The sequence below is a fragment of the Hahella sp. NBU794 genome (assembly GCF_050749805.1).
Taxonomy (GTDB): domain Bacteria; phylum Pseudomonadota; class Gammaproteobacteria; order Pseudomonadales; family Oleiphilaceae; genus Hahella.
On sequence record NZ_CP192738.1, the window covers coordinates 1,820,495 to 1,837,334 of the forward strand.

A 16,840-nucleotide genomic window follows, 5' to 3' on the forward strand; every position below is an offset into this window, starting at 1 on the left:
TTATTTGAACTATTAAGGACGGATAGCCGAACTGATGTCTAAGAAAACTATTCGGAAGGTAACTCTCCTTGGCGTATTGGCGTGTGGAGCATTGTCTCCACTGGCGTTGGCGGCTTCGTCAACGACGACGCCAGTGCTGCAGGTGCGTCCGGCGCAACAGCAAGCCCCTTCTGCGGGCGGTTCTGCGGCGGAAATGCTCTACATGTTTGAGCAGATGCAACAGGAGGTGAGGGAGCTCAGAGGGCAAGTGGAAGAGCTCAGGCATCAGGTTGACCAGATGAAGAAGCAAGAGCGTGAGCGCTACATTGATCTGGATCGGCGAATATTGGAGTTGCAGCGCCAGGGGACTCAGACGCGGGAAACCCGTCCCCCTGTCGCTGTTGACGGACCTGCGCCCACGACGGGCGTGGATGCGTCAGTTACGCCAACTCCAGGTCCTGCGAGCAGCTCTGATGAGTCGCTGGTGTTGACGCCAAATAAAGCGCCTCCCTCTGCAGCGGAGCAGCAAGAGTATGATCAGGCGTTTGATTTGATCAAGCGGCGTGAGTATGACAAAGCGGTGGAAGCCTTACATGCTTTCATCAAAAAGTATCCGGAGTCTGATCTTTCCGCTAATGCGTATTATTGGTTGGGAGAGGTGTATCTGGTGATTCCTAAGCTCGAACAGGCGCGTCAGGCGTTTGTTGTGGTTGTGGGAAAGTATCCAGAACATAGAAAGGCTCCAGACGCCATGTATAAGCTTGGCGTTACCTTTCATCGTTTGGGCGATAACGCTGAAGCGAAGAAGTATTTGAGTGAAACTGTCAGCCGTTTTCCGGGCACTTCCCCTGCAAATTTGGCGAAAGATTATTTAAGACAGGTGCAGTGAGGGCGTCTGAAAAAAAGATGCGTTTTTTCTGAAAAAAATTTGAAAAAACCTCTTGTCATTTCCCTCAGAATCAGTAGTATATGCGCCTCGCTTGGGTCGTTAGCTCAGTCGGTAGAGCAGTTGGCTTTTAACCAATTGGTCGATGGTTCGAATCCATCACGACCCACCATTAAATTCCAGATTGTCGTCATCGAGACGATAGTCATCCAAGAAAGTTTCTTGGGTCGTTAGCTCAGTCGGTAGAGCAGTTGGCTTTTAACCAATTGGTCGATGGTTCGAATCCATCACGACCCACCATTCTTTGCAAAGCGGGGCCTTCAAGGCCCCGTTTTTGTTTCTCCCGCACTCCAGTTCCTTGCGCTCCTTATCTGTATGTCGATGAAAGGCTTAATCGGCGTTCATCATGTCGTATAATGTCGCTATGGCGGTAAAATGCTGTGGATACAAAATACTATTAAATACGGGTCAAAATTGATGAGTGCTATAAGCGACCGAATTTTTGTTCAGGAGCATCTCGCTCGAGAGCACGAAGCCAGTGAATTAAGTCCGGAGGAAGCGGAGCGCCTGAAGGCGGAGATAAAAGAGCTGTTGGTGCAGGAAGACGCTGTGCTGGTGGCTCATTATTACACTGATCCTTTGTTGCAGGCGTTGGCGGAAGAGACCGGAGGCTGCGTCGCAGACTCTCTGGAGATGGCCCGTTTTGGCAATCAACATCCAGCGTCCACTCTGATGGTGTGTGGCGTTCGTTTTATGGGGGAGACGGCGAAGATCCTTAACCCTGAGAAAACGGTTCTGATGCCCACTCTGGAGGCGACATGCTCACTGGACATCGGTTGCCCCGTAGAAGAGTTCTCTGCGTTCTGTGATGAACACAAAGACCGCACGGTAGTGGTGTACGCGAATACTTCCGCGGCGGTGAAGGCGCGCGCAGACTGGGTGGTCACATCCAGCATCGCCCTGGATATCGTCGAATACCTGCATGAGCGGGGCGAGAAGATCATATGGGCCCCTGACAAGCATCTGGGCGGCTATGTGAAAAACAAGACTGGAGCGGATATCTTGCTGTGGGATGGCTCCTGTATCGTGCATGAGGAGTTCAAATCAAAAGGTTTGTCTGACCTCAAGCAGCTCTATCCTGACGCTGCGGTATTGGTGCATCCTGAATCGCCGGAGGCTGTCGTGGATATGGCGGACGTTGTAGGCTCTACGTCGCAGTTGATCAACGCGGTCAAGAACATGTCGAACGAGCAATTCATCGTCGCAACGGATGCTGGCATTTTCTATAAGATGCAGCAAATGGCTCCAGAGAAAACGCTTATCGAGGCGCCGACGGCGGGGAATGGCGCTACTTGTAGAAGCTGTGCGCACTGTCCCTGGATGGCGATGAATGGGCTGGAGAATTTGCGTGACGTTTTGATCAGTAAGCGTCAGGAAATTATCGTGGAAGCGGATTTGCGGGAGAAGGCGCTTATCCCATTGCAGCGGATGCTTAACTTCTCCAAAGAGCGCCAGATGGCCGTAAAAGGCAACGCGTAATCATATGGCTATGAAGGCGCTTCGATATGGAGCGCCTTTAGTGCTAAAACTTAAATTCCTTTCCTGCCTCGGCAAAGTCTTTCATCCGTTTTTGGATGACCGTCATTCTTTGATAGTTCCCTTCACTTTTGCTGAGCGCCTGGCGTAACTGTTGCGTCGCTTTGGCGATATTTCCGGTCAGATAGAAATATTCCGCTCGCGCTTGATGTAGCTCGGCGATTGAGCCAGCCAATCCATGGGTTTCCGCCAGTTCATACCAGAGGCTGGGCTCGGCGCCGTAACTGGAGGTTAATCCGCGTAGCAGGCGCTCCGCCTCCTTGTGATCGCCCCGTTGATTCAGCAGGCGGGCCAAATCCATACTGAGCGGATAGTTGCCTGGATTGCGCTGCAGATGCTTGTTAAGCACCTGAATGGCTTCATCGTTTCTCTTGCTTGCCGCCAGCCAGTCCGCGTAGGCGATGACGATGGAGATTCGATTGCTGTCTACTTTAAGCAGTTGCTCCATTGCCTCTTTGGCGTCCTGCGGGCGCTCCACTTTGTTGGCGCTGATCACCTGTCCGTACAACGCAGCCAAGCGCGAATTTTCTGTGCCGCCGGTGGCTTGCGCCTTGAAAAGATTAAAGGCGTCCTCGGCGTTCTTGGCGTAATGCAAAAGCACGCGGCTTTGCATGATATAGTAGTCAGGGTCTTCTTTGTATACGCCGGCTGGATAGTTGGCGGCTCTGGCGGCGGTGTCCGATACGCGGCTCTCTGTCAGAGGGTGAGTGCGCAGGTATTCAGGAAATTGCTGTGCGTAGCGGTTGTTGCGCAGCATCTTTTCAAACATGGTGGACATGGCGCGAGGCTCCATGCCGCTGGCTGCGAGGGTTTCCAGACCGAGCCGGTCCGCCTCTTGCTCGTTCTGTCTGCTATAGCTCAATTGTTCCTGTATCGAATAGGCCTGTGTTGAGGCTAAGGCTGCGACGCCAGCATCTGAACCGGCGGTGGCGGCGATAATCACGCTCGCTAGAATTCCCGCCATGTTGAGAGCCGTGTGCATCTTGCTTTCTTCCAGGCGTCGGGCGAAATGGCGTTGGCTTAAGTGGGCGATTTCGTGAGCGAGCACGCCGGCCATTTCCTGTTCGCTTTGGGCATACAAAAACAAGCCGGCGTTGACGCCTATAACGCCGCCGGGAACGGCGAATGCGTTCAGGATATTAGAGTCGACGACTACCGTGGTCAGGTTGTGGTCCTGCAGCTCGCTGTTGGGCGCCAGTTTGTAGATCAGGTCTCGCACGTAAACTGTCAGTAACGGATCGGCGTACGTAGGAAGCTGAGAGCGCAGAGAGCGCAGCCAAGCCTGCCCCAACGCTTGCTCTTGGGCGGGCGTAATGATTGCGCCGCTGCTGTCGCCCAGCTCCGGTAGCGTTGATTCGTCAGCGTGAGTGACGGGGGGAAGAGTCAGGCTGAACAATAATGGGATAAGGTATTTTTTGCGCATGGGACCAGGTTTCGGCAGCAGAATCCGTCAAATGGCGGAATGCGTGATTTACACGACTTTAAGCTGTTTTGGAGAAATCTTCTAATACTTTAACGCCTGAGATTGTACGTCAATCGGCGGAAAGAAGTGACGTCTTATCAATTACAATATAGCAATATGTAGTTGATATCCCTATCATGCGGGGCGAATCAACCGGTATTTGGAGGGGCGATGTCTAATCAGGAAGCGGCGGTCAGCACGCTTGATTTGAGGGGCTTGAAATGCCCGATGCCGTTGTTGAAGACCAAGCAGAAACTGAATGCGATGGCCGCTGGCGAACAATTGTTGGTGTTAACGACGGATCCAGGTTCGCAAAGGGATTTTTCTTCCTATTTGCAACTTAGTGCGCACACTCTGGTGGAGAGCAGGGTGGAAGAGGGCGAGTTTCATTTCCTGATCTTGCGCGGCTGATTCTCTCCGGTGACATTAGATGTGAGCGCATTTCGATGTTAAAAGTATTTAAGAGCTGGTTTGACAAGTACTTCTCTGATGAGGAGGCCGTCATTCTGTTTATCCTGCTGGTGGCGGGCGTTCTGGTGATGGCGTTTTTCGGCGCCATGCTGGCGCCGGTGATCGGCAGTATTGTCATTGCTTATATTCTGCAGGGGCTGGTGATCAAGCTGCAGCGTCTGGGAATGGGGCATATTTATGCAGTGCTTTCCGTATTTGCGCTATTCGTAGGCGTGACGCTGGCGAGCGTGCTGCTGATCCTCCCGTTGATGGTGCGTCAGGTCACCTCCTTATTTCAGGAGCTGCCCACCATGATGACCAATCTGCAAACCTTGATAAAACTCCTCCCTGAGCAATACCCTCAATTCTTTACGGAAGAGAGTGTGGTGGGGCTGTCTCGTCAATTGACGACGGAAGTGAGCAAAATCACGCAGTGGGTTTTCTCTTTCTCTTTATCCAGCATTCCCACTTTGCTGGCGATCATGATCTATGCGGTGCTGGTGCCGATTATGGTGTTTTTCTTCCTGAAAGATCGCGGCGTCATTTTGAATTCGCTATCGACGCTGCTGCCTACAGAGCGTCGCTTAATGACCAATATCTGGGCGGAGGCCAACATGCAGTTCGCCAACTACATCCGCGGCAAGGTGTTGGAGATTCTGATCGTGGGGGTGGCGACCTATGTCGCATTCGTACTGATGGGGCTCAACTATTCTCTGCTGTTGGCGGTTCTGGTTGGGCTGTCGGTGGTGATTCCCTACATTGGTGCGGCGATTGTGACCATTCCTGTGGCGTTGATTGCGCTGTTTCAGTGGGGGTGGGGTCCTGATTTCATCTGGTTGATGGTGGCCTACGGCGTTATTCAGGCGCTGGATGGTAATGTATTGGTGCCATTGTTGTTCTCCGAAGTGGTGAACCTGCATCCAGTGGTGATTATTGTCAGCGTATTGGTATTTGGCGGGTTGTGGGGTATTTGGGGAGTGTTTTTCGCGATTCCTCTGGCGACCTTATTGAAGGCGATCTTTTCAGCCTGGCCAACCGTCAAAGCGGCGGGAGTGTAATGTCAGGACGAGCCCGGCGATCCGGGCTCGTCCATAAAATCAAGAAAGTTCTTTGGCTGCCTTTACAACGCTTTGGCGGCTTCCAGTACTTCCGCTACGTGTCCTTTCACCTTTACTTTGCGCCACTCGTTGCGCAGCACGCCTTCGGCGTCAATGAGAAAGGTTGAGCGATCAATTCCCATGTATTCCTTGCCATAAAGCTTCTTTAGTTTGATTACGTCGAATACCTTGCATACGACCTCGTCCGGGTCCGTGATGAGTTCGAATGGGAAGTCGTGTTTGGCTTTGAAATTTTGGTGGGTTTTCAGGCTGTCTTTAGAGACGCCGAACACCACTGTGTTCAGCTTTTCGAATTCGGCGTAGTTATCTCTGAAATCCTGGCCTTCTGTGGTGCACCCTGGAGTATGGTCCTTAGGGTAGAAATAAATGACGACATTTTTGCCTTTCAGGTCGCTCAGTCGAACGGTTTGATCTGGAGTGGCCTGGGCCTCGAAATCGGGAACGGTTTGTCCTGGTTGCGCCATGGTGGCTCCTTATTTCTGTTTTGGTCGAATTGATGGGGATTAATAGATGCGCGGAGCGCCTAACTGTGCGTTTTACGTTGGCGCTCTAATGACGGATGTGTGTCGCGCTAAGTTAAATTGAGCGCATTGGCTCCAGTACTGCGTCCAGATTAAGGTCGTCGCAGAACAGCATGAACTCTTCGCGCAAACTCGCCAAGTGCATATCCGCAGGAATGTTTACGGTCATGTTGATATTAAACATCTGCGTGCCGGAATGCGGGGCGCTGTAGGTGTTGGTCTGTAGCTCATCGATATTGATTTTGCGGGAATAAAAGAACTGCGCAATCCGGTAGACGATGCCTGGGTGATCCAGCGCCACTACATTGACGTTATAAGTGAGCGCGCGCGCTGGGCGTCGGGCCTGAGTCTGTTTAATGATCAGGTTTAGATCAAGCTTGCGGGCCAGGGGGGGGATTATATTTTCCAGTTTGGCGATGGCGTCCCAGCTGCCGGACACCATCATAACCAGGGCGAATTCAGTTCCCAGCACCGTCATGCGACTGTCGACAATGTTGCACTGGTAGTCTGAGCAGGCTTTGGCCAGTTCGTTAACGATTCCAGGGCGGTCTTCGCCAATAGCGGAAATGACCAGATAATTTTCTCTAGGCAATGTATTTCCCATTCTTAATGTATATGTGTAGATGGATTGCAACGCACATACTCCTCCGGGCCCCCGCCACTGTCAAGTGTCCCCGGGGCGTGGCGTTGCGGGTCCTTTTATCCGCGCCAGTCTTGTTAATATTAAGGGTGGGAAGTACCATACCCGGGTTAGTAGAGGAAGGGCTCTCGGCGCCGTCCAAGCGCTGTTGTGAAATCGCTTTACAGCACATTCCGGAATTATTCATGGCATTCCTATTCCGCATGGATGGCGAGCGTTGTCCATAGGCGGCGCGTTTTATTCCACAAGCGTCCTGCGACGCCGGTTTAGTGCGTAAAGAACTAGTTGTTAATACGTGGAGAACAAGATGATAAAAGGTAGCTTGGTTGCATTGGTGACTCCCATGCTTGAGGATGGCGCCATTGACTGGCCAAACCTTGACCGATTGCTCGATTTTCATATTGATAACGGCACTCACGGCATTGTCGCCGTAGGCACCACAGGGGAGTCCGCGACCCTGGATTTTGAAGAGCACGAAACAGTTATCAAGCGGGTGGTGGATTACGTCAACGGACGCATCCCCGTTATTGCAGGCACGGGCGCCAACTCCACGACCGAAGCCCTGCATCTCACGGCGCAGGCGAAAAAAGCCGGCGCTGACGCCTGTCTTCTGGTAACTCCCTACTACAACAAGCCCACTCAGGAAGGTCTTTTCCAGCATTTCAAAAAGCTGGCGGAAGCCGTCGATATTCCACAGATTCTTTACAACGTGCCAGGGCGCACCGCCTGCGATATGTCCAATGAGACCGCGCTGCGATTGGCGCAGATCCCTAATATAGTGGGGATTAAAGACGCGACGGGTAACCTGGAAAGAGGGCGGCAGCTTATTAACGCCTCCCCTGAGGGGTTTTCGGTTTACTCTGGGGATGACGGCACTGCGGTTGAGTTAATGCTCGCCGGCGGCAAAGGCAATATTTCCGTCACCGCCAACGTAGCGCCTAAATTATTGTCCAGCCTGTGTGAGTTTGCTTTGAAAGGCGATGCGGACGCCGCTCGCGCCCTGCAGGAGAAACTGCAACCGCTGCATAGCGCCATGTTCGTAGAATCCAACCCTATCCCGGTGAAGTGGGCGATGGCTGAAATGGGGCTGATCAGTTCCGGGATTCGTCTCCCGCTGACGGAGTTGAGCCCTGAACGCAGACCACAAGTGCGCGACGCTCTGCTGGCGTTGGATCTGATTAGCGAATAACGGGCGGCCTCTGTTTTGATGAAACGTTTATTAAGTAGTGTTCTTATTGCGGCGGGGCTGTCGGGATGCAGTCTCATGACTGACCGTTCCAATCAATATATGCAGGCTGAGCGCGGCGATCCTTTGGTCGTGCCGGAGTGGTATTCCACCCGTCGCTTACAGGACCGTTTCCCTGTGCCGCACGCGGAAAAGGCGTTTGTCGCCAGCAAGGACTTCGTGGTTCCGCCTCCGCCAGCGCCTGGCTCTGATCTGTTGCAAGAGCATTTCGCCATCAAGAAAACGGCTGACGATATCTGGTTGCTGGCCAGTGAGCCGCCAGGGAAAGTCTGGCCTGCGCTGAAACGCTATTGGGAGTCCATCGGCGGCAGCGTGGCGGAAGTGGATACCGCGGAAGGGCGCATGCAGGTGAGTCTGCCGATGAACTCGCTGAAAGCGTCTGAGTTTGTCAGCAAAATGCAGTTGCAGCCTTATGTCAGCAATGAGCAGTTGCAACTGCAAGTGAGAGTGCAGCAAGGTTTGAAAAGACTGAGCTCGGAGGTTCGAGTGACGGTCCAGGGTATGCCATTGATGGGGCCAACGCCTCAGCAGGAAAGCCTGTTGACGGATATGCGTCAGTATATGAGCGATCAAGGCGAGAGCTTGGGTAGTTACTCGCTGGTGGCGCAGAATATCGGCGGCGAGTCTCGCGTATCGCTGGTGGAGAATGCTGATCAACCCTATCTGCGGGTGGATCTCAATTATGACCGCGCTTGGTTTGCGCTGGGGCAGGCGTTAAATGACAGCCGCATTCCCGTGATTGATATCAACCGGAGCGAGGGTGTGTACTTCGTGCGCTTCGTCGAGAAAGAGCATGAGAAAAACACAAGCTGGTGGTCTGGCTGGTTTGGCGGTAAAGAGGAAGAGAAACTGTCCGACAGGTTCAACTTCCGTGTTTTGCTGTCTCCCGCAGACGATGGCGTACACATATCCTCCGAACCAACGTCGTCGGACGTTGGCCGGCAAGAGCAGTTGATCCTGCTGAACAAGATTCTGGATAACATGTCTTAATTCAACTAACTGCGGAGACGCCCTCAATGCAAAAGCTCGAAGAGCTGTATTCTGGAAAAGCCAAGTCGATCTTTAAAACGGATGACGCGGACCTGTTTGTAATGGAGTTCCGTGACGATACTTCCGCTTTCGACGGTGTAAAGAAAGCGAAGCTGAGCCGCAAGGGTGAAGTAAACAATAAATTCAATGCTTTCATTATGGGCAAGCTGGCGGAAGCTGGCGTGCCCGTCCATTTTGTTCGCCTGCTTTCCGAGCGTGAGTCCCTGGTGAAGCGTTTGCAGATGATTCCTGTGGAGTGCGTTGTGCGTAACGTGGCCGCCGGCAGCCTGTGTCGCCGTTTGGGAATTCGTGAAGGCATGGAGCTGACTCCTCCTACTTACGAACTGTTCCTGAAGAACGATGAGCTGCATGATCCGATGATTAATGAGCATCATGCGCGGGCTTTCGGTTGGGCGACGGACGAGCAGCTGGAGGAAATGAAGGCGCAGACTTTCAAAGTGAACGAGATTCTGAAGTCTTTGTTCGACGCCGCCGGCATGACCCTGGTGGATTATAAGCTGGAGTTCGGCTTGGTTGACGGCAAGGTTACGCTGGGTGATGAATTCAGCCCTGACGGCTGCCGTATCTGGGACAAGGCCACTGGTGAGAAAATGGACAAGGACCGTTTTCGTCAGGATCTGGGCGACGTCATCGAATATTACGAAGAAGTCGGCCGCAGGTTAGGCGTCCAGTTCTAATCACTCTCCTAATCGGGCCGGCCATCGCCGGCCCTTTTTGTAAATAAAGTTGGTTCAGCAAGCGTTCATAATCAATAATTAAGCTGTGCCCGGGAGCCTTCGCACGACGCCCGGCCTGACGCAGGCTCCTCTCATTACTTTAAGCCCATCTGGTAAAGCAGGGCGGGCTATTCGCCAATGAAATAGAGGAATAATTAATGAAAAGAGCAACGATGACGTTATTGGCGGCGATTGCCTGTAACGGCGCTTATGCTGATACGATTGGGCTGTTCGCCGGCGTGAGCGGCTGGAACGCGGACTTTACCGGCGACGTCCAGTCGGGTTCAGAATCCGTGGACCTGGAAAATGATCTGGGGTTGGGCGACGACACATTCATTCAGGGCTATGTGGCGTTTGAGCACTTTGTTCCCGGGCTGCCCAATTTGCGCCTGCAGTACACCGAGCTGAGCCAGAACGGCCAAGGCACGTTGACCAAAACATTCGATGGCGTGACCTTTACTGGCGATGTCGACACCGACGTGGATCTGACCCATACCGACCTTATAGCCTATTGGCGTCTTTTAGATAATGTCGTATCACTTGACCTTGGTCTGCAGGCCCGTATTTTTGACGGTGAGATCACAATTAAGCAAAAAGGCGCATCCACAAATGAAAGCACCACAGCCATCGACGAAGTCGTGCCGATGCTGTACGGCGCAGTGGGTGTGGACCTTCCTCTTACCGGCTTAAGCGCCGGCGCATCTCTTGCAGGCCTGAAATACAGCGACAACCGTATGCTCGACGTTACCGCCCGCATCAACTATGAAATTGAGGTGGTGGGCGTTGAGCTGGGTTGGCGTGAAATGCAACTGGAGCTGGACGATGTCAGCGATGTGGACGCTGATGTGAATATCGGCGGACCATATCTCGGAGTAAGCGTTCATTTCTGATGTGACTGCGCCCTGATTGTTTGCAGGGCGCTTGAGTTGTTTTTGAGCGCCTGGCGCACTGTTTTTCGTCAGGCGCGCTTCGAGACTGAATTCGTATAGGGGGATGTAAAATGAAAGTATTAGTAACAGGAACGGCCGGCTTTATCGGCTCTCATGTCGCATTGAGGTTGCTGGATCGTGGGGATGAGGTTATCGGTGTTGATAACCTCAATGATTATTATGAAATTTCCCTGAAAGAAGCCCGTCTCGCACGTTTGACGCCATACAAAGGCTTTACTGATGTGCGCCTGGATGTCGCGGATCGCGAAGGCATTGAAGCGCTATTCGCCAAACACAAGCCTGATCGCGTGGTGCACCTTGCCGCTCAGGCCGGTGTTCGTTACTCCATCGAAAACCCGCATGCCTATGTGTCCGCGAACCTGGTGGGACACATGAATATTCTGGAAGGCTGCCGTCATAACAAGGTTGATCATCTGGTTTATGCTTCCAGCAGCTCTGTATACGGCGCTAACGAATCCATGCCTTTCTCCGTGCATGACAATGTGGATCACCCTTTGAGCCTGTATGCTGCGACCAAGAAGTCCAATGAGCTGATGTCCCATACTTATAGTTCGCTGTATGGGATTCCGACGACGGGTTTACGCTTCTTTACCGTGTACGGTCCTTGGGGGCGTCCGGATATGGCGCTATTTATTTTTACACGCAAAATCATCGCTGGCGAGCCAATCGACGTATTCAACTATGGCAAGCACAAGCGCGACTTCACTTATATCGACGATATTGTGGAAGGCATCATCCGTACGCTGGATCACGTGGCTCCGAGCAACCTCGAATGGGACGGCATGCAGCCTGATCCAGGCACCAGCAAAGCGCCGTATCGCATTTACAATATCGGCAGCAACAATCCGGTGGAGTTGTCCCGCTATATAGAAATTCTGGAAGAGTGCCTGGGCAAAAAAGCGGAAAGAAATCTGCTGCCCATGCAGCCTGGCGATGTGCCCGCCACCTATGCGGATGTGCAGGCGCTGATCGACGATGTGGGTTATCGTCCCTCCACGACAGTGGAAGAGGGCGTTAAGAAATTTGTTGAATGGTATCGTGACTATTATCGTGTGTGATAGATGGACGAAATTAATCAGCTTCTTATAAACAACAAAAAATGGTCGGAGAAAATCCGTAAGGCTGATCCCGACTTTTTTCCAACTTTGGAGCGCCAACAGGCGCCCACTTTCATGTGGATCGGCTGCTCCGACAGCCGCGTGCCGGCGAATGAAATCGTCGGCATGCTGCCCGGAGAGGTCTTTGTGCACCGCAACGTCGCTAACGTGGTGGTCAACTCTGATCTCAATTGCCTTTCCTCCATCCAGTTTGCGGTGGAAGTCCTGAAAGTGCGGCATATTATCGTCACCGGCCATTACGGCTGTGGCGGCGTGCGTGCGGCGCTGGGCGCGGATCAGTTCGGCTTGATCGATAACTGGCTGCGGCATATCAAGGATATTTACGCCCAACATCAGGATGAAGTGGACGCCATTGAAGACATGGGCGAGCGCGTCAACCGCATGTGCGAGCTCAATGTCATGCATCAGGTGCGCCACGTTTGCCATACAGGCATCGTTCAGAACGCCTGGAGCAGAGGGCAGCCGTTGTCAGTGCATGGATGGTGCTATGGGCTTAGCGACGGGTTGCTCAAAGATCTGCAGGTGACTCAATCCGGCCCTGAGCAACTGGGTTCCGTGTATACCTATATTGGGAAATAGTAATTTCTGCCTGCTCCCGGCAGAATCCGACACAAATGGTCAAGGTGTAAAATCATGGGACAGCATATCGTAGCCGAGTTCATGCCGCTCAATGTGGCGGTGTTGACCGTTTCCGATACTCGCACGCAGGAGACGGATACCTCCGGACAGGCTCTTGTGGACGGCGCGCGGGGAGCGGGACATGAAATTGTTGATCGGACGTTGATTCCAGATGACGTCTATCTGATGAGGGCGGTGGTTTCCGCCTGGATTGCGGACCCGCAAGTGCAGGTGGTGTTGATCACCGGCGGCACTGGTTTTACCGGCAGAGACAGTACCCCGGAAGCGATCAAGCCGCTGTTCGATAAAGAAGTGGAAGGGTTTGGAGAGCTGTTTCGCGCCATATCCTATCAAGAGATTGGCACCTCTACTGTGCAGTCCAGAGCCATTGCCGGGCTGGCTAATGGCACGGTGGTTTTCTGCATGCCGGGCTCTACCAACGCCTGTAAAACCGCTTGGAATAAAATCATCGCCGAACAACTGGATGCGCGACATAAGCCTTGTAACTTTGTTGGCTTGTTGAAGCAGCCGGGAAAGTCTGCTGAGGGCTCAGAGAAGCCCGGCTGCGGACCTCGCGGATGAGCGCCTCCAATACTCAGGCGCATAGTCGCCACGGTTGTGACGCGCCGTCTTCTGGGCTGCGCCCTGTCGCGGACGCCAAGGGTATTCTGCAAGCGGCTGCGCAGCCCATCGTAGGGGATGAAATTGTTCCTCTGCTTGAAGCGGCTGGCAGAGTGCTGGCGGAGGATGTGGTATCGGCCATTATGGTCCCTCCAACGGATAATAGCGCTGTGGATGGTTACGCCATTCCCAGAGAGGCATGCGAGGCGGAGTTGGAAATAGCGCTGCCAATTTCTCAGCGTATCCCCGCGGGAGAAAGTCCGGCGCCCTTAAAAGCGGGTTCTGCGGCGCGCATTTTTACGGGGGCGGCTATTCCTGAGAGCGCCGCCGCTGTCGTCATGCAGGAGCACTGTCGGCTGGAAGGCGAGACCGTGGTTGTTCCCGCTGGGGTGCGACAAGGCAATAATCTGCGTCAGGCCGGTCAGGATATCCAGGTAGGACAGACTGTTGTTGGCGCAGGTAAGAAGCTGCTTCCGCAGGACCTGGGTCTGATCGCCTCCGTAGGCGTGGCGCAGGTTAAAGTGCGTCGCAAACTTCGGGTGGCGGTGTTGTCCACGGGCGATGAGTTGGTCGAGCCTGGCGCGCCTCTGCCGGCGGGAAAGATTTATAACTCGAACCGCTACACCCTGTGTGGCCTGTTATCTCGCTTTCAGTGCGAGATTATCGATCTTGGCGTGATAGCCGACACCTACGAGGCGACGGAGCGGGCGTTATTGCAGGTGGCAGCGGGTGCGGATTTGATTATCTCCAGCGGAGGCGTTTCGGTGGGAGAAGAGGATCATGTCAAGGCTGCGGTGGAAGCGAACGGGGAGCTGAATATGTGGCGGTTGGCCATAAAGCCCGGTAAGCCCCTTGCTTTTGGTCAGGTTGGCGCAACCCCGTTTCTAGGCCTTCCTGGTAACCCTGCCGCAGTGTTCGTGACTTTTTGCATACTGGCGCGCCCCTATATTTTGAAGATGCAGGGCGCTGCTGAGAGTGGGGCGTCTGCGGTGGCGCGCCTGCCCGCGTTGTTTGATATCCCCAGGCCTGGCGGGCGTGAGGAATATCTGCGCGTGAGAGTCTCAGTGGACGATGAGGGAAGGGCGGGGCTGGAAATGCATCCCAATCAAAGCTCAGGCGTGCTGTCTTCCGCAAGCTGGGCGGATGGCTTTGCTGTAGCGCCAGCAAATACGACGATTCAACGTGGAGATCTGGTAGAGTATATTTCCTTTATCTCCATGGGCTTGTGAGTACGTTTTTTAGCCGCATTTCGTGGAAAGAATCAAATATTTATCGGATGTGCGTAATATGAATAAAAGTGCTTGCTCAGGTCAGGCTTCTTTGTTATCTTACGCACCCGCTGACAGCAGGACCGTAGCTCAGTTGGTTAGAGCGCCACGTTGACATCGTGGAGGTCACCAGTTCGAATCTGGTCGGTCCTACCAATTCCCTTCTTTGTCAGTGATCTTTTTTAGTTTCTGAAATTATTCAAAAATAGTTTGTTGTCTTCGGCCCTTGTGGCGTCCGAATGGCTGGTTTGTATTGACTTTTTAGTGATACGATTGCCGAAAACCAGTCACGGAGCGGGGCATGAAGTATCTTCGAACCTTCTATCAGCGCCTTCGGGATTTTCGGCACAAGAAAAAGCTTACCCTTGAGGACATCGCTACCTTTTGTCAGGTGGATGTCACGGTTGTGGCTGGTTGGGAAAATCCCATTGAATCCCAGCGTTGTTTCCCTTCTATCGATAATCTGTTTGACCTTTGCGTAAAGACGGGCGTTTCCCTGGATGCGCTGCTGGACTTTGATCAGAACGAAAAAACCAATCCTCAGTTGGACTTACCCGGTTTTGAGTTGGGCGAGGATGGGGACTTGGATACGGTCATTGAGCGCCTGACCAAAGTGATGGAAGAGGCATTGCCCGACTCGACGGAGCGGCTGTTGCTGAAACGCTTTCGCGCCAGTGACGAAGATAAAAAGCGCTTTATCCTGCAGTTAATGAATAGCGGAGAATGATGCTTCCCTCAGTTCGCGTCTATTGTCTTTGTCTGTATGCTCTGTTCTGGATAGCAGGGCGCCCCAAATAAAAAAGCGCCCGTTTAGGCGCTTTTTTGGTGCATGGAAAAAGGTGATGAATTACATCAGGCCTTTTTTGTACACGTTTTCGTAGACATAGTTGGTGGCTTCAACAAAGCCATCGATGCTGCCACAGTCAAAGCGACGTCCCTTGAACTTATACGCCAGCACGCAGCCGTCTTTGGCTTGCTTCAGCAGTGCGTCGGTCACTTGAACTTCGCCGTTCTTACCGGGCTCTGTGTCGCGGATGATGTCGAAAATATCCGGCGTCAGAATATAGCGGCCGATAATGGCGTAGTTGGACGGAGCCTGGTCGACGGGCGGCTTTTCCACCATGTCTGTGACGCGGAACAGGCCTTCTTTCATTGGGTCGCCGGCGATGACGCCATACTTATGAACTTCGTCGTGTGGAACTTCCTGGATGGCCACAATGCTGCAACGGAATTGATTGTACAGCTTGGTCATCTGGGCCAGCACGCTGTCTTCGCCTTCTTCCACCATGCAGAGGTCGTCTGCAAGTACAACTGCGAACGGCTCGTCGCCGATCAGAGTCTGTCCGGAAAGAATAGCGTGTCCTAAACCTTTCATTTCATTTTGGCGGGTGAATGAGAATTTATTGTTATTTATCAGGCTGCGAATGCTGGAGAGAAGCTCTTCCTTACCGGTTCCCTTGATCTGTTGTTCCAGCTCATAAGAAATATCAAAGTGGTCCGCAATGGCCCGCTTACCCCGGCCGGTAACAAAACCGAAAGAGTTCATGCCGGCGGCGACTGCTTCTTCTACGCCGTACTGAACCAGTGGTTTGCTTACGACAGGCAGCATTTCTTTAGGCATGGCTTTGGTGGCGGGCAGGAATCGGGTTCCATAACCCGCTACCGGAAACAGGCACTTTTTAATCATATATTCTCCTTGAAGTTGTGTAGGGCGTTAGTCTACTTGGATTTAGTTATCTTGCAAATCTCGGTCCACCGTTTCCAAAAACGAAAAAAGGAGGGACTCACCCTCCTATTTTGACATTGATTTCATAACAACTTTATTAACAGTTGTTCAGCCGCACTTACTGTCGCCACAATTGAGACAGGTTTGGCATCCATCCATCAAGATCACAGATTTTTGGCTGCATTTCTTACACATTGTCGCGTTTGCAGGGAAGGCGGAGCCATCCGCATTCGCTTCATTTTTCTGCCGCGCCTCGTACTCTGCGCGTTTCTCCGCGATCATGCGTTTATGAGCGTCGCTCATTTCCTCGGACTCGATAATGCCCAGCGCTTTCATGTGCTTTTCAATGACTGCGCCGATTTCCGCCACCAGGGAGGGGACGAAAATACCACCTTTCTTGTAGTAGCCGCCGCTGGGATCGTGCACGGACAGCAGCTCTTCCAGCAGGAAGGTGATGTCGCCGCCTTTGCGGAACACGGCGGAGATAACCCGCGTCAGTGCGATAACCCACTGAAAGTGTTCCATGGATTTGGAGTTGATGAAGATTTCATACGGACGACGAGCTTCGTGGTCGGTGCCTTCATTCAACAGGATGTCGTTGATGGTGATATAAAACGCATGCTCCGACACCGGGGGTTTGATCTTGTACGTCGTGCCGAGAAGGAAATCCGGGCGCTCGATTTTTTCATTCATTTCAACCGGCTGTGGTTGCTCCTGAACCGGTTCGCTCGCCGGCGCAACGTCACTGGGCTTGTGAACTTTGTAGCCGACAATTTTCTTTTCAATTTTAACAGCCATGACTGTATACCCTTGTGTACGGTGGCTTTGCTCAGGTTTTCCCAGGAAAACCTAGCTGCAGGCGCATATTATGCGCC

18 protein-coding genes and 3 tRNA genes are annotated in these 16,840 nt (G+C 52.8%); 16 read left to right on the top strand and 5 right to left on the bottom strand.

Annotated features, from left to right (window positions below):
* Positions 1-34 precede the first annotated feature (34 nt).
* The 4 genes from ybgF to nadA all read left to right on the top strand — a co-directional run bounded on the left by ybgF (position 35) and on the right by nadA (position 2,404).
* Complete coding sequence (gene ybgF, locus ACQYWX_RS08205; protein ID WP_216737243.1) at positions 35-868, top strand: tol-pal system protein YbgF; 834 nt, start codon at positions 35-37, stop codon at positions 866-868.
* A gap of 93 nt (positions 869-961) precedes the next feature.
* Positions 962-1,037, top strand: a tRNA-Lys gene (locus ACQYWX_RS08210).
* Between the two features lie 52 nt (positions 1,038-1,089).
* A tRNA-Lys gene (locus ACQYWX_RS08215) sits at positions 1,090-1,165 on the top strand.
* Positions 1,166-1,342: 177 nt separating this feature from the next.
* Positions 1,343-2,404, top strand: coding sequence for a quinolinate synthase NadA (gene nadA, locus ACQYWX_RS08220; protein WP_127969316.1), 1,062 nt, complete (start codon positions 1,343-1,345; stop codon positions 2,402-2,404).
* A gap of 43 nt (positions 2,405-2,447) precedes the next feature.
* Here the strand turns inward: nadA and ACQYWX_RS08225 are convergent, their stop codons facing one another.
* Positions 2,448-3,884 (bottom strand): M48 family metalloprotease, encoded by a 1,437-nt coding sequence (locus tag ACQYWX_RS08225; RefSeq protein WP_431688447.1) that lies wholly within the window; start codon positions 3,882-3,884, stop codon positions 2,448-2,450.
* 210 nt (positions 3,885-4,094) lie between these two features.
* Between ACQYWX_RS08225 and ACQYWX_RS08230 the strand changes: the two genes are divergently transcribed.
* A complete protein-coding gene (locus tag ACQYWX_RS08230) occupies positions 4,095-4,334 on the top strand; it encodes a sulfurtransferase TusA family protein (protein ID WP_127969318.1) in 240 nt (79 codons plus the stop codon).
* A gap of 35 nt (positions 4,335-4,369) precedes the next feature.
* Positions 4,370-5,431: an AI-2E family transporter gene (locus ACQYWX_RS08235; RefSeq protein WP_216737241.1), complete on the top strand. Its 1,062-nt coding sequence runs from the start codon at positions 4,370-4,372 to the stop codon at positions 5,429-5,431.
* A 62-nt stretch (positions 5,432-5,493) separates the two neighbouring features.
* On the opposite strand, the gene ACQYWX_RS08240 is transcribed toward ACQYWX_RS08235, so the two are convergent.
* Together ACQYWX_RS08240 and ACQYWX_RS08245 are read right to left on the bottom strand one after the other, a co-directional pair.
* Positions 5,494-5,955 carry a peroxiredoxin gene (locus tag ACQYWX_RS08240; protein WP_216737240.1) on the bottom strand — a complete coding sequence of 154 codons (462 nt, stop codon included), beginning with the start codon at positions 5,953-5,955 and terminating at the stop codon, positions 5,494-5,496.
* Between the two features lie 112 nt (positions 5,956-6,067).
* Positions 6,068-6,604: a glycine cleavage system protein R gene (locus tag ACQYWX_RS08245; protein ID WP_347815413.1), complete on the bottom strand. Its 537-nt coding sequence runs from the start codon at positions 6,602-6,604 to the stop codon at positions 6,068-6,070.
* 355 nt (positions 6,605-6,959) lie between these two features.
* Here ACQYWX_RS08245 and dapA point away from each other — a divergent pair, with 355 nt between their 5' ends.
* The 10 genes from dapA (at position 6,960) to ACQYWX_RS08295 (ending at position 14,966) form a co-directional block, all read left to right on the top strand.
* Positions 6,960-7,841, top strand: a complete 882-nt coding sequence (gene dapA / locus ACQYWX_RS08250; RefSeq protein WP_431688448.1) for a 4-hydroxy-tetrahydrodipicolinate synthase — start codon at positions 6,960-6,962, stop codon at positions 7,839-7,841.
* Between the two features lie 75 nt (positions 7,842-7,916).
* Entirely contained in the window at positions 7,917-8,888 is a 972-nt protein-coding gene (bamC, locus tag ACQYWX_RS08255) for an outer membrane protein assembly factor BamC (protein WP_216737238.1), read from the top strand.
* Between the two features lie 26 nt (positions 8,889-8,914).
* A complete protein-coding gene (gene purC / locus ACQYWX_RS08260) occupies positions 8,915-9,625 on the top strand; it encodes a phosphoribosylaminoimidazolesuccinocarboxamide synthase (RefSeq protein WP_431688449.1) in 711 nt (236 codons plus the stop codon).
* 197 nt (positions 9,626-9,822) lie between these two features.
* Positions 9,823-10,554, top strand: a complete 732-nt coding sequence (locus tag ACQYWX_RS08265) for a TIGR04219 family outer membrane beta-barrel protein (protein WP_216737236.1) — start codon at positions 9,823-9,825, stop codon at positions 10,552-10,554.
* A gap of 110 nt (positions 10,555-10,664) precedes the next feature.
* Positions 10,665-11,672: an NAD-dependent epimerase gene (locus ACQYWX_RS08270; protein ID WP_431688450.1), complete on the top strand. Its 1,008-nt coding sequence runs from the start codon at positions 10,665-10,667 to the stop codon at positions 11,670-11,672.
* Between the two features lie 3 nt (positions 11,673-11,675).
* Positions 11,676-12,311: a carbonate dehydratase gene (can, locus tag ACQYWX_RS08275; protein WP_216737234.1), complete on the top strand. Its 636-nt coding sequence runs from the start codon at positions 11,676-11,678 to the stop codon at positions 12,309-12,311.
* 54 nt (positions 12,312-12,365) lie between these two features.
* Complete coding sequence (gene moaB, locus ACQYWX_RS08280; protein WP_431688451.1) at positions 12,366-12,932, top strand: molybdenum cofactor biosynthesis protein B; 567 nt, start codon at positions 12,366-12,368, stop codon at positions 12,930-12,932.
* Complete coding sequence (locus tag ACQYWX_RS08285; protein WP_431688452.1) at positions 12,929-14,200, top strand: molybdopterin molybdotransferase MoeA; 1,272 nt, start codon at positions 12,929-12,931, stop codon at positions 14,198-14,200. Before moaB ends, ACQYWX_RS08285 begins: the two co-directional genes overlap by 4 nt.
* Positions 14,201-14,318: 118 nt before the next feature.
* Positions 14,319-14,395: transfer RNA gene (locus tag ACQYWX_RS08290), tRNA-Val, on the top strand.
* Positions 14,396-14,540: 145 nt separating this feature from the next.
* Positions 14,541-14,966 carry a helix-turn-helix domain-containing protein gene (locus ACQYWX_RS08295; protein WP_279503504.1) on the top strand — a complete coding sequence of 142 codons (426 nt, stop codon included), beginning with the start codon at positions 14,541-14,543 and terminating at the stop codon, positions 14,964-14,966.
* Positions 14,967-15,086: 120 nt separating this feature from the next.
* Here the strand turns inward: ACQYWX_RS08295 and galU are convergent, their stop codons facing one another.
* Complete coding sequence (galU, locus tag ACQYWX_RS08300) at positions 15,087-15,926, bottom strand: UTP--glucose-1-phosphate uridylyltransferase GalU (protein WP_127969330.1); 840 nt, start codon at positions 15,924-15,926, stop codon at positions 15,087-15,089.
* A 147-nt stretch (positions 15,927-16,073) separates the two neighbouring features.
* Positions 16,074-16,763, bottom strand: a complete 690-nt coding sequence (locus ACQYWX_RS08305; protein WP_431688453.1) for an NrdJb — start codon at positions 16,761-16,763, stop codon at positions 16,074-16,076.
* Positions 16,764-16,840 lie beyond the last annotated feature (77 nt).

Bases quoted from the DNA above. Each gene is read 5' to 3' on its own strand.
- ybgF (WP_216737243.1), top strand. From the start codon at position 35: ATGTCTAAGAAAACTATTCGGAAGGTAACTCTCCTTGGCGTATTGGCG.
- nadA (WP_127969316.1), top strand. From the start codon at position 1,343: ATGAGTGCTATAAGCGACCGAATTTTTGTTCAGGAGCATCTCGCTCGA.
- ACQYWX_RS08225 (WP_431688447.1), bottom strand. From the start codon at position 3,884: ATGCGCAAAAAATACCTTATCCCATTATTGTTCAGCCTGACTCTTCCC.
- ACQYWX_RS08230 (WP_127969318.1), top strand. From the start codon at position 4,095: ATGTCTAATCAGGAAGCGGCGGTCAGCACGCTTGATTTGAGGGGCTTG.
- ACQYWX_RS08235 (WP_216737241.1), top strand. From the start codon at position 4,370: ATGTTAAAAGTATTTAAGAGCTGGTTTGACAAGTACTTCTCTGATGAG.
- ACQYWX_RS08240 (WP_216737240.1), bottom strand. From the start codon at position 5,955: ATGGCGCAACCAGGACAAACCGTTCCCGATTTCGAGGCCCAGGCCACT.
- dapA (WP_431688448.1), top strand. From the start codon at position 6,960: ATGATAAAAGGTAGCTTGGTTGCATTGGTGACTCCCATGCTTGAGGAT.
- bamC (WP_216737238.1), top strand. From the start codon at position 7,917: ATGACTGACCGTTCCAATCAATATATGCAGGCTGAGCGCGGCGATCCT.
- purC (WP_431688449.1), top strand. From the start codon at position 8,915: ATGCAAAAGCTCGAAGAGCTGTATTCTGGAAAAGCCAAGTCGATCTTT.
- ACQYWX_RS08265 (WP_216737236.1), top strand. From the start codon at position 9,823: ATGAAAAGAGCAACGATGACGTTATTGGCGGCGATTGCCTGTAACGGC.
- ACQYWX_RS08270 (WP_431688450.1), top strand. From the start codon at position 10,665: ATGAAAGTATTAGTAACAGGAACGGCCGGCTTTATCGGCTCTCATGTC.
- can (WP_216737234.1), top strand. From the start codon at position 11,676: ATGGACGAAATTAATCAGCTTCTTATAAACAACAAAAAATGGTCGGAG.
- moaB (WP_431688451.1), top strand. From the start codon at position 12,366: ATGGGACAGCATATCGTAGCCGAGTTCATGCCGCTCAATGTGGCGGTG.
- ACQYWX_RS08285 (WP_431688452.1), top strand. From the start codon at position 12,929: ATGAGCGCCTCCAATACTCAGGCGCATAGTCGCCACGGTTGTGACGCG.
- ACQYWX_RS08295 (WP_279503504.1), top strand. From the start codon at position 14,541: ATGAAGTATCTTCGAACCTTCTATCAGCGCCTTCGGGATTTTCGGCAC.
- galU (WP_127969330.1), bottom strand. From the start codon at position 15,926: ATGATTAAAAAGTGCCTGTTTCCGGTAGCGGGTTATGGAACCCGATTC.
- ACQYWX_RS08305 (WP_431688453.1), bottom strand. From the start codon at position 16,763: ATGGCTGTTAAAATTGAAAAGAAAATTGTCGGCTACAAAGTTCACAAG.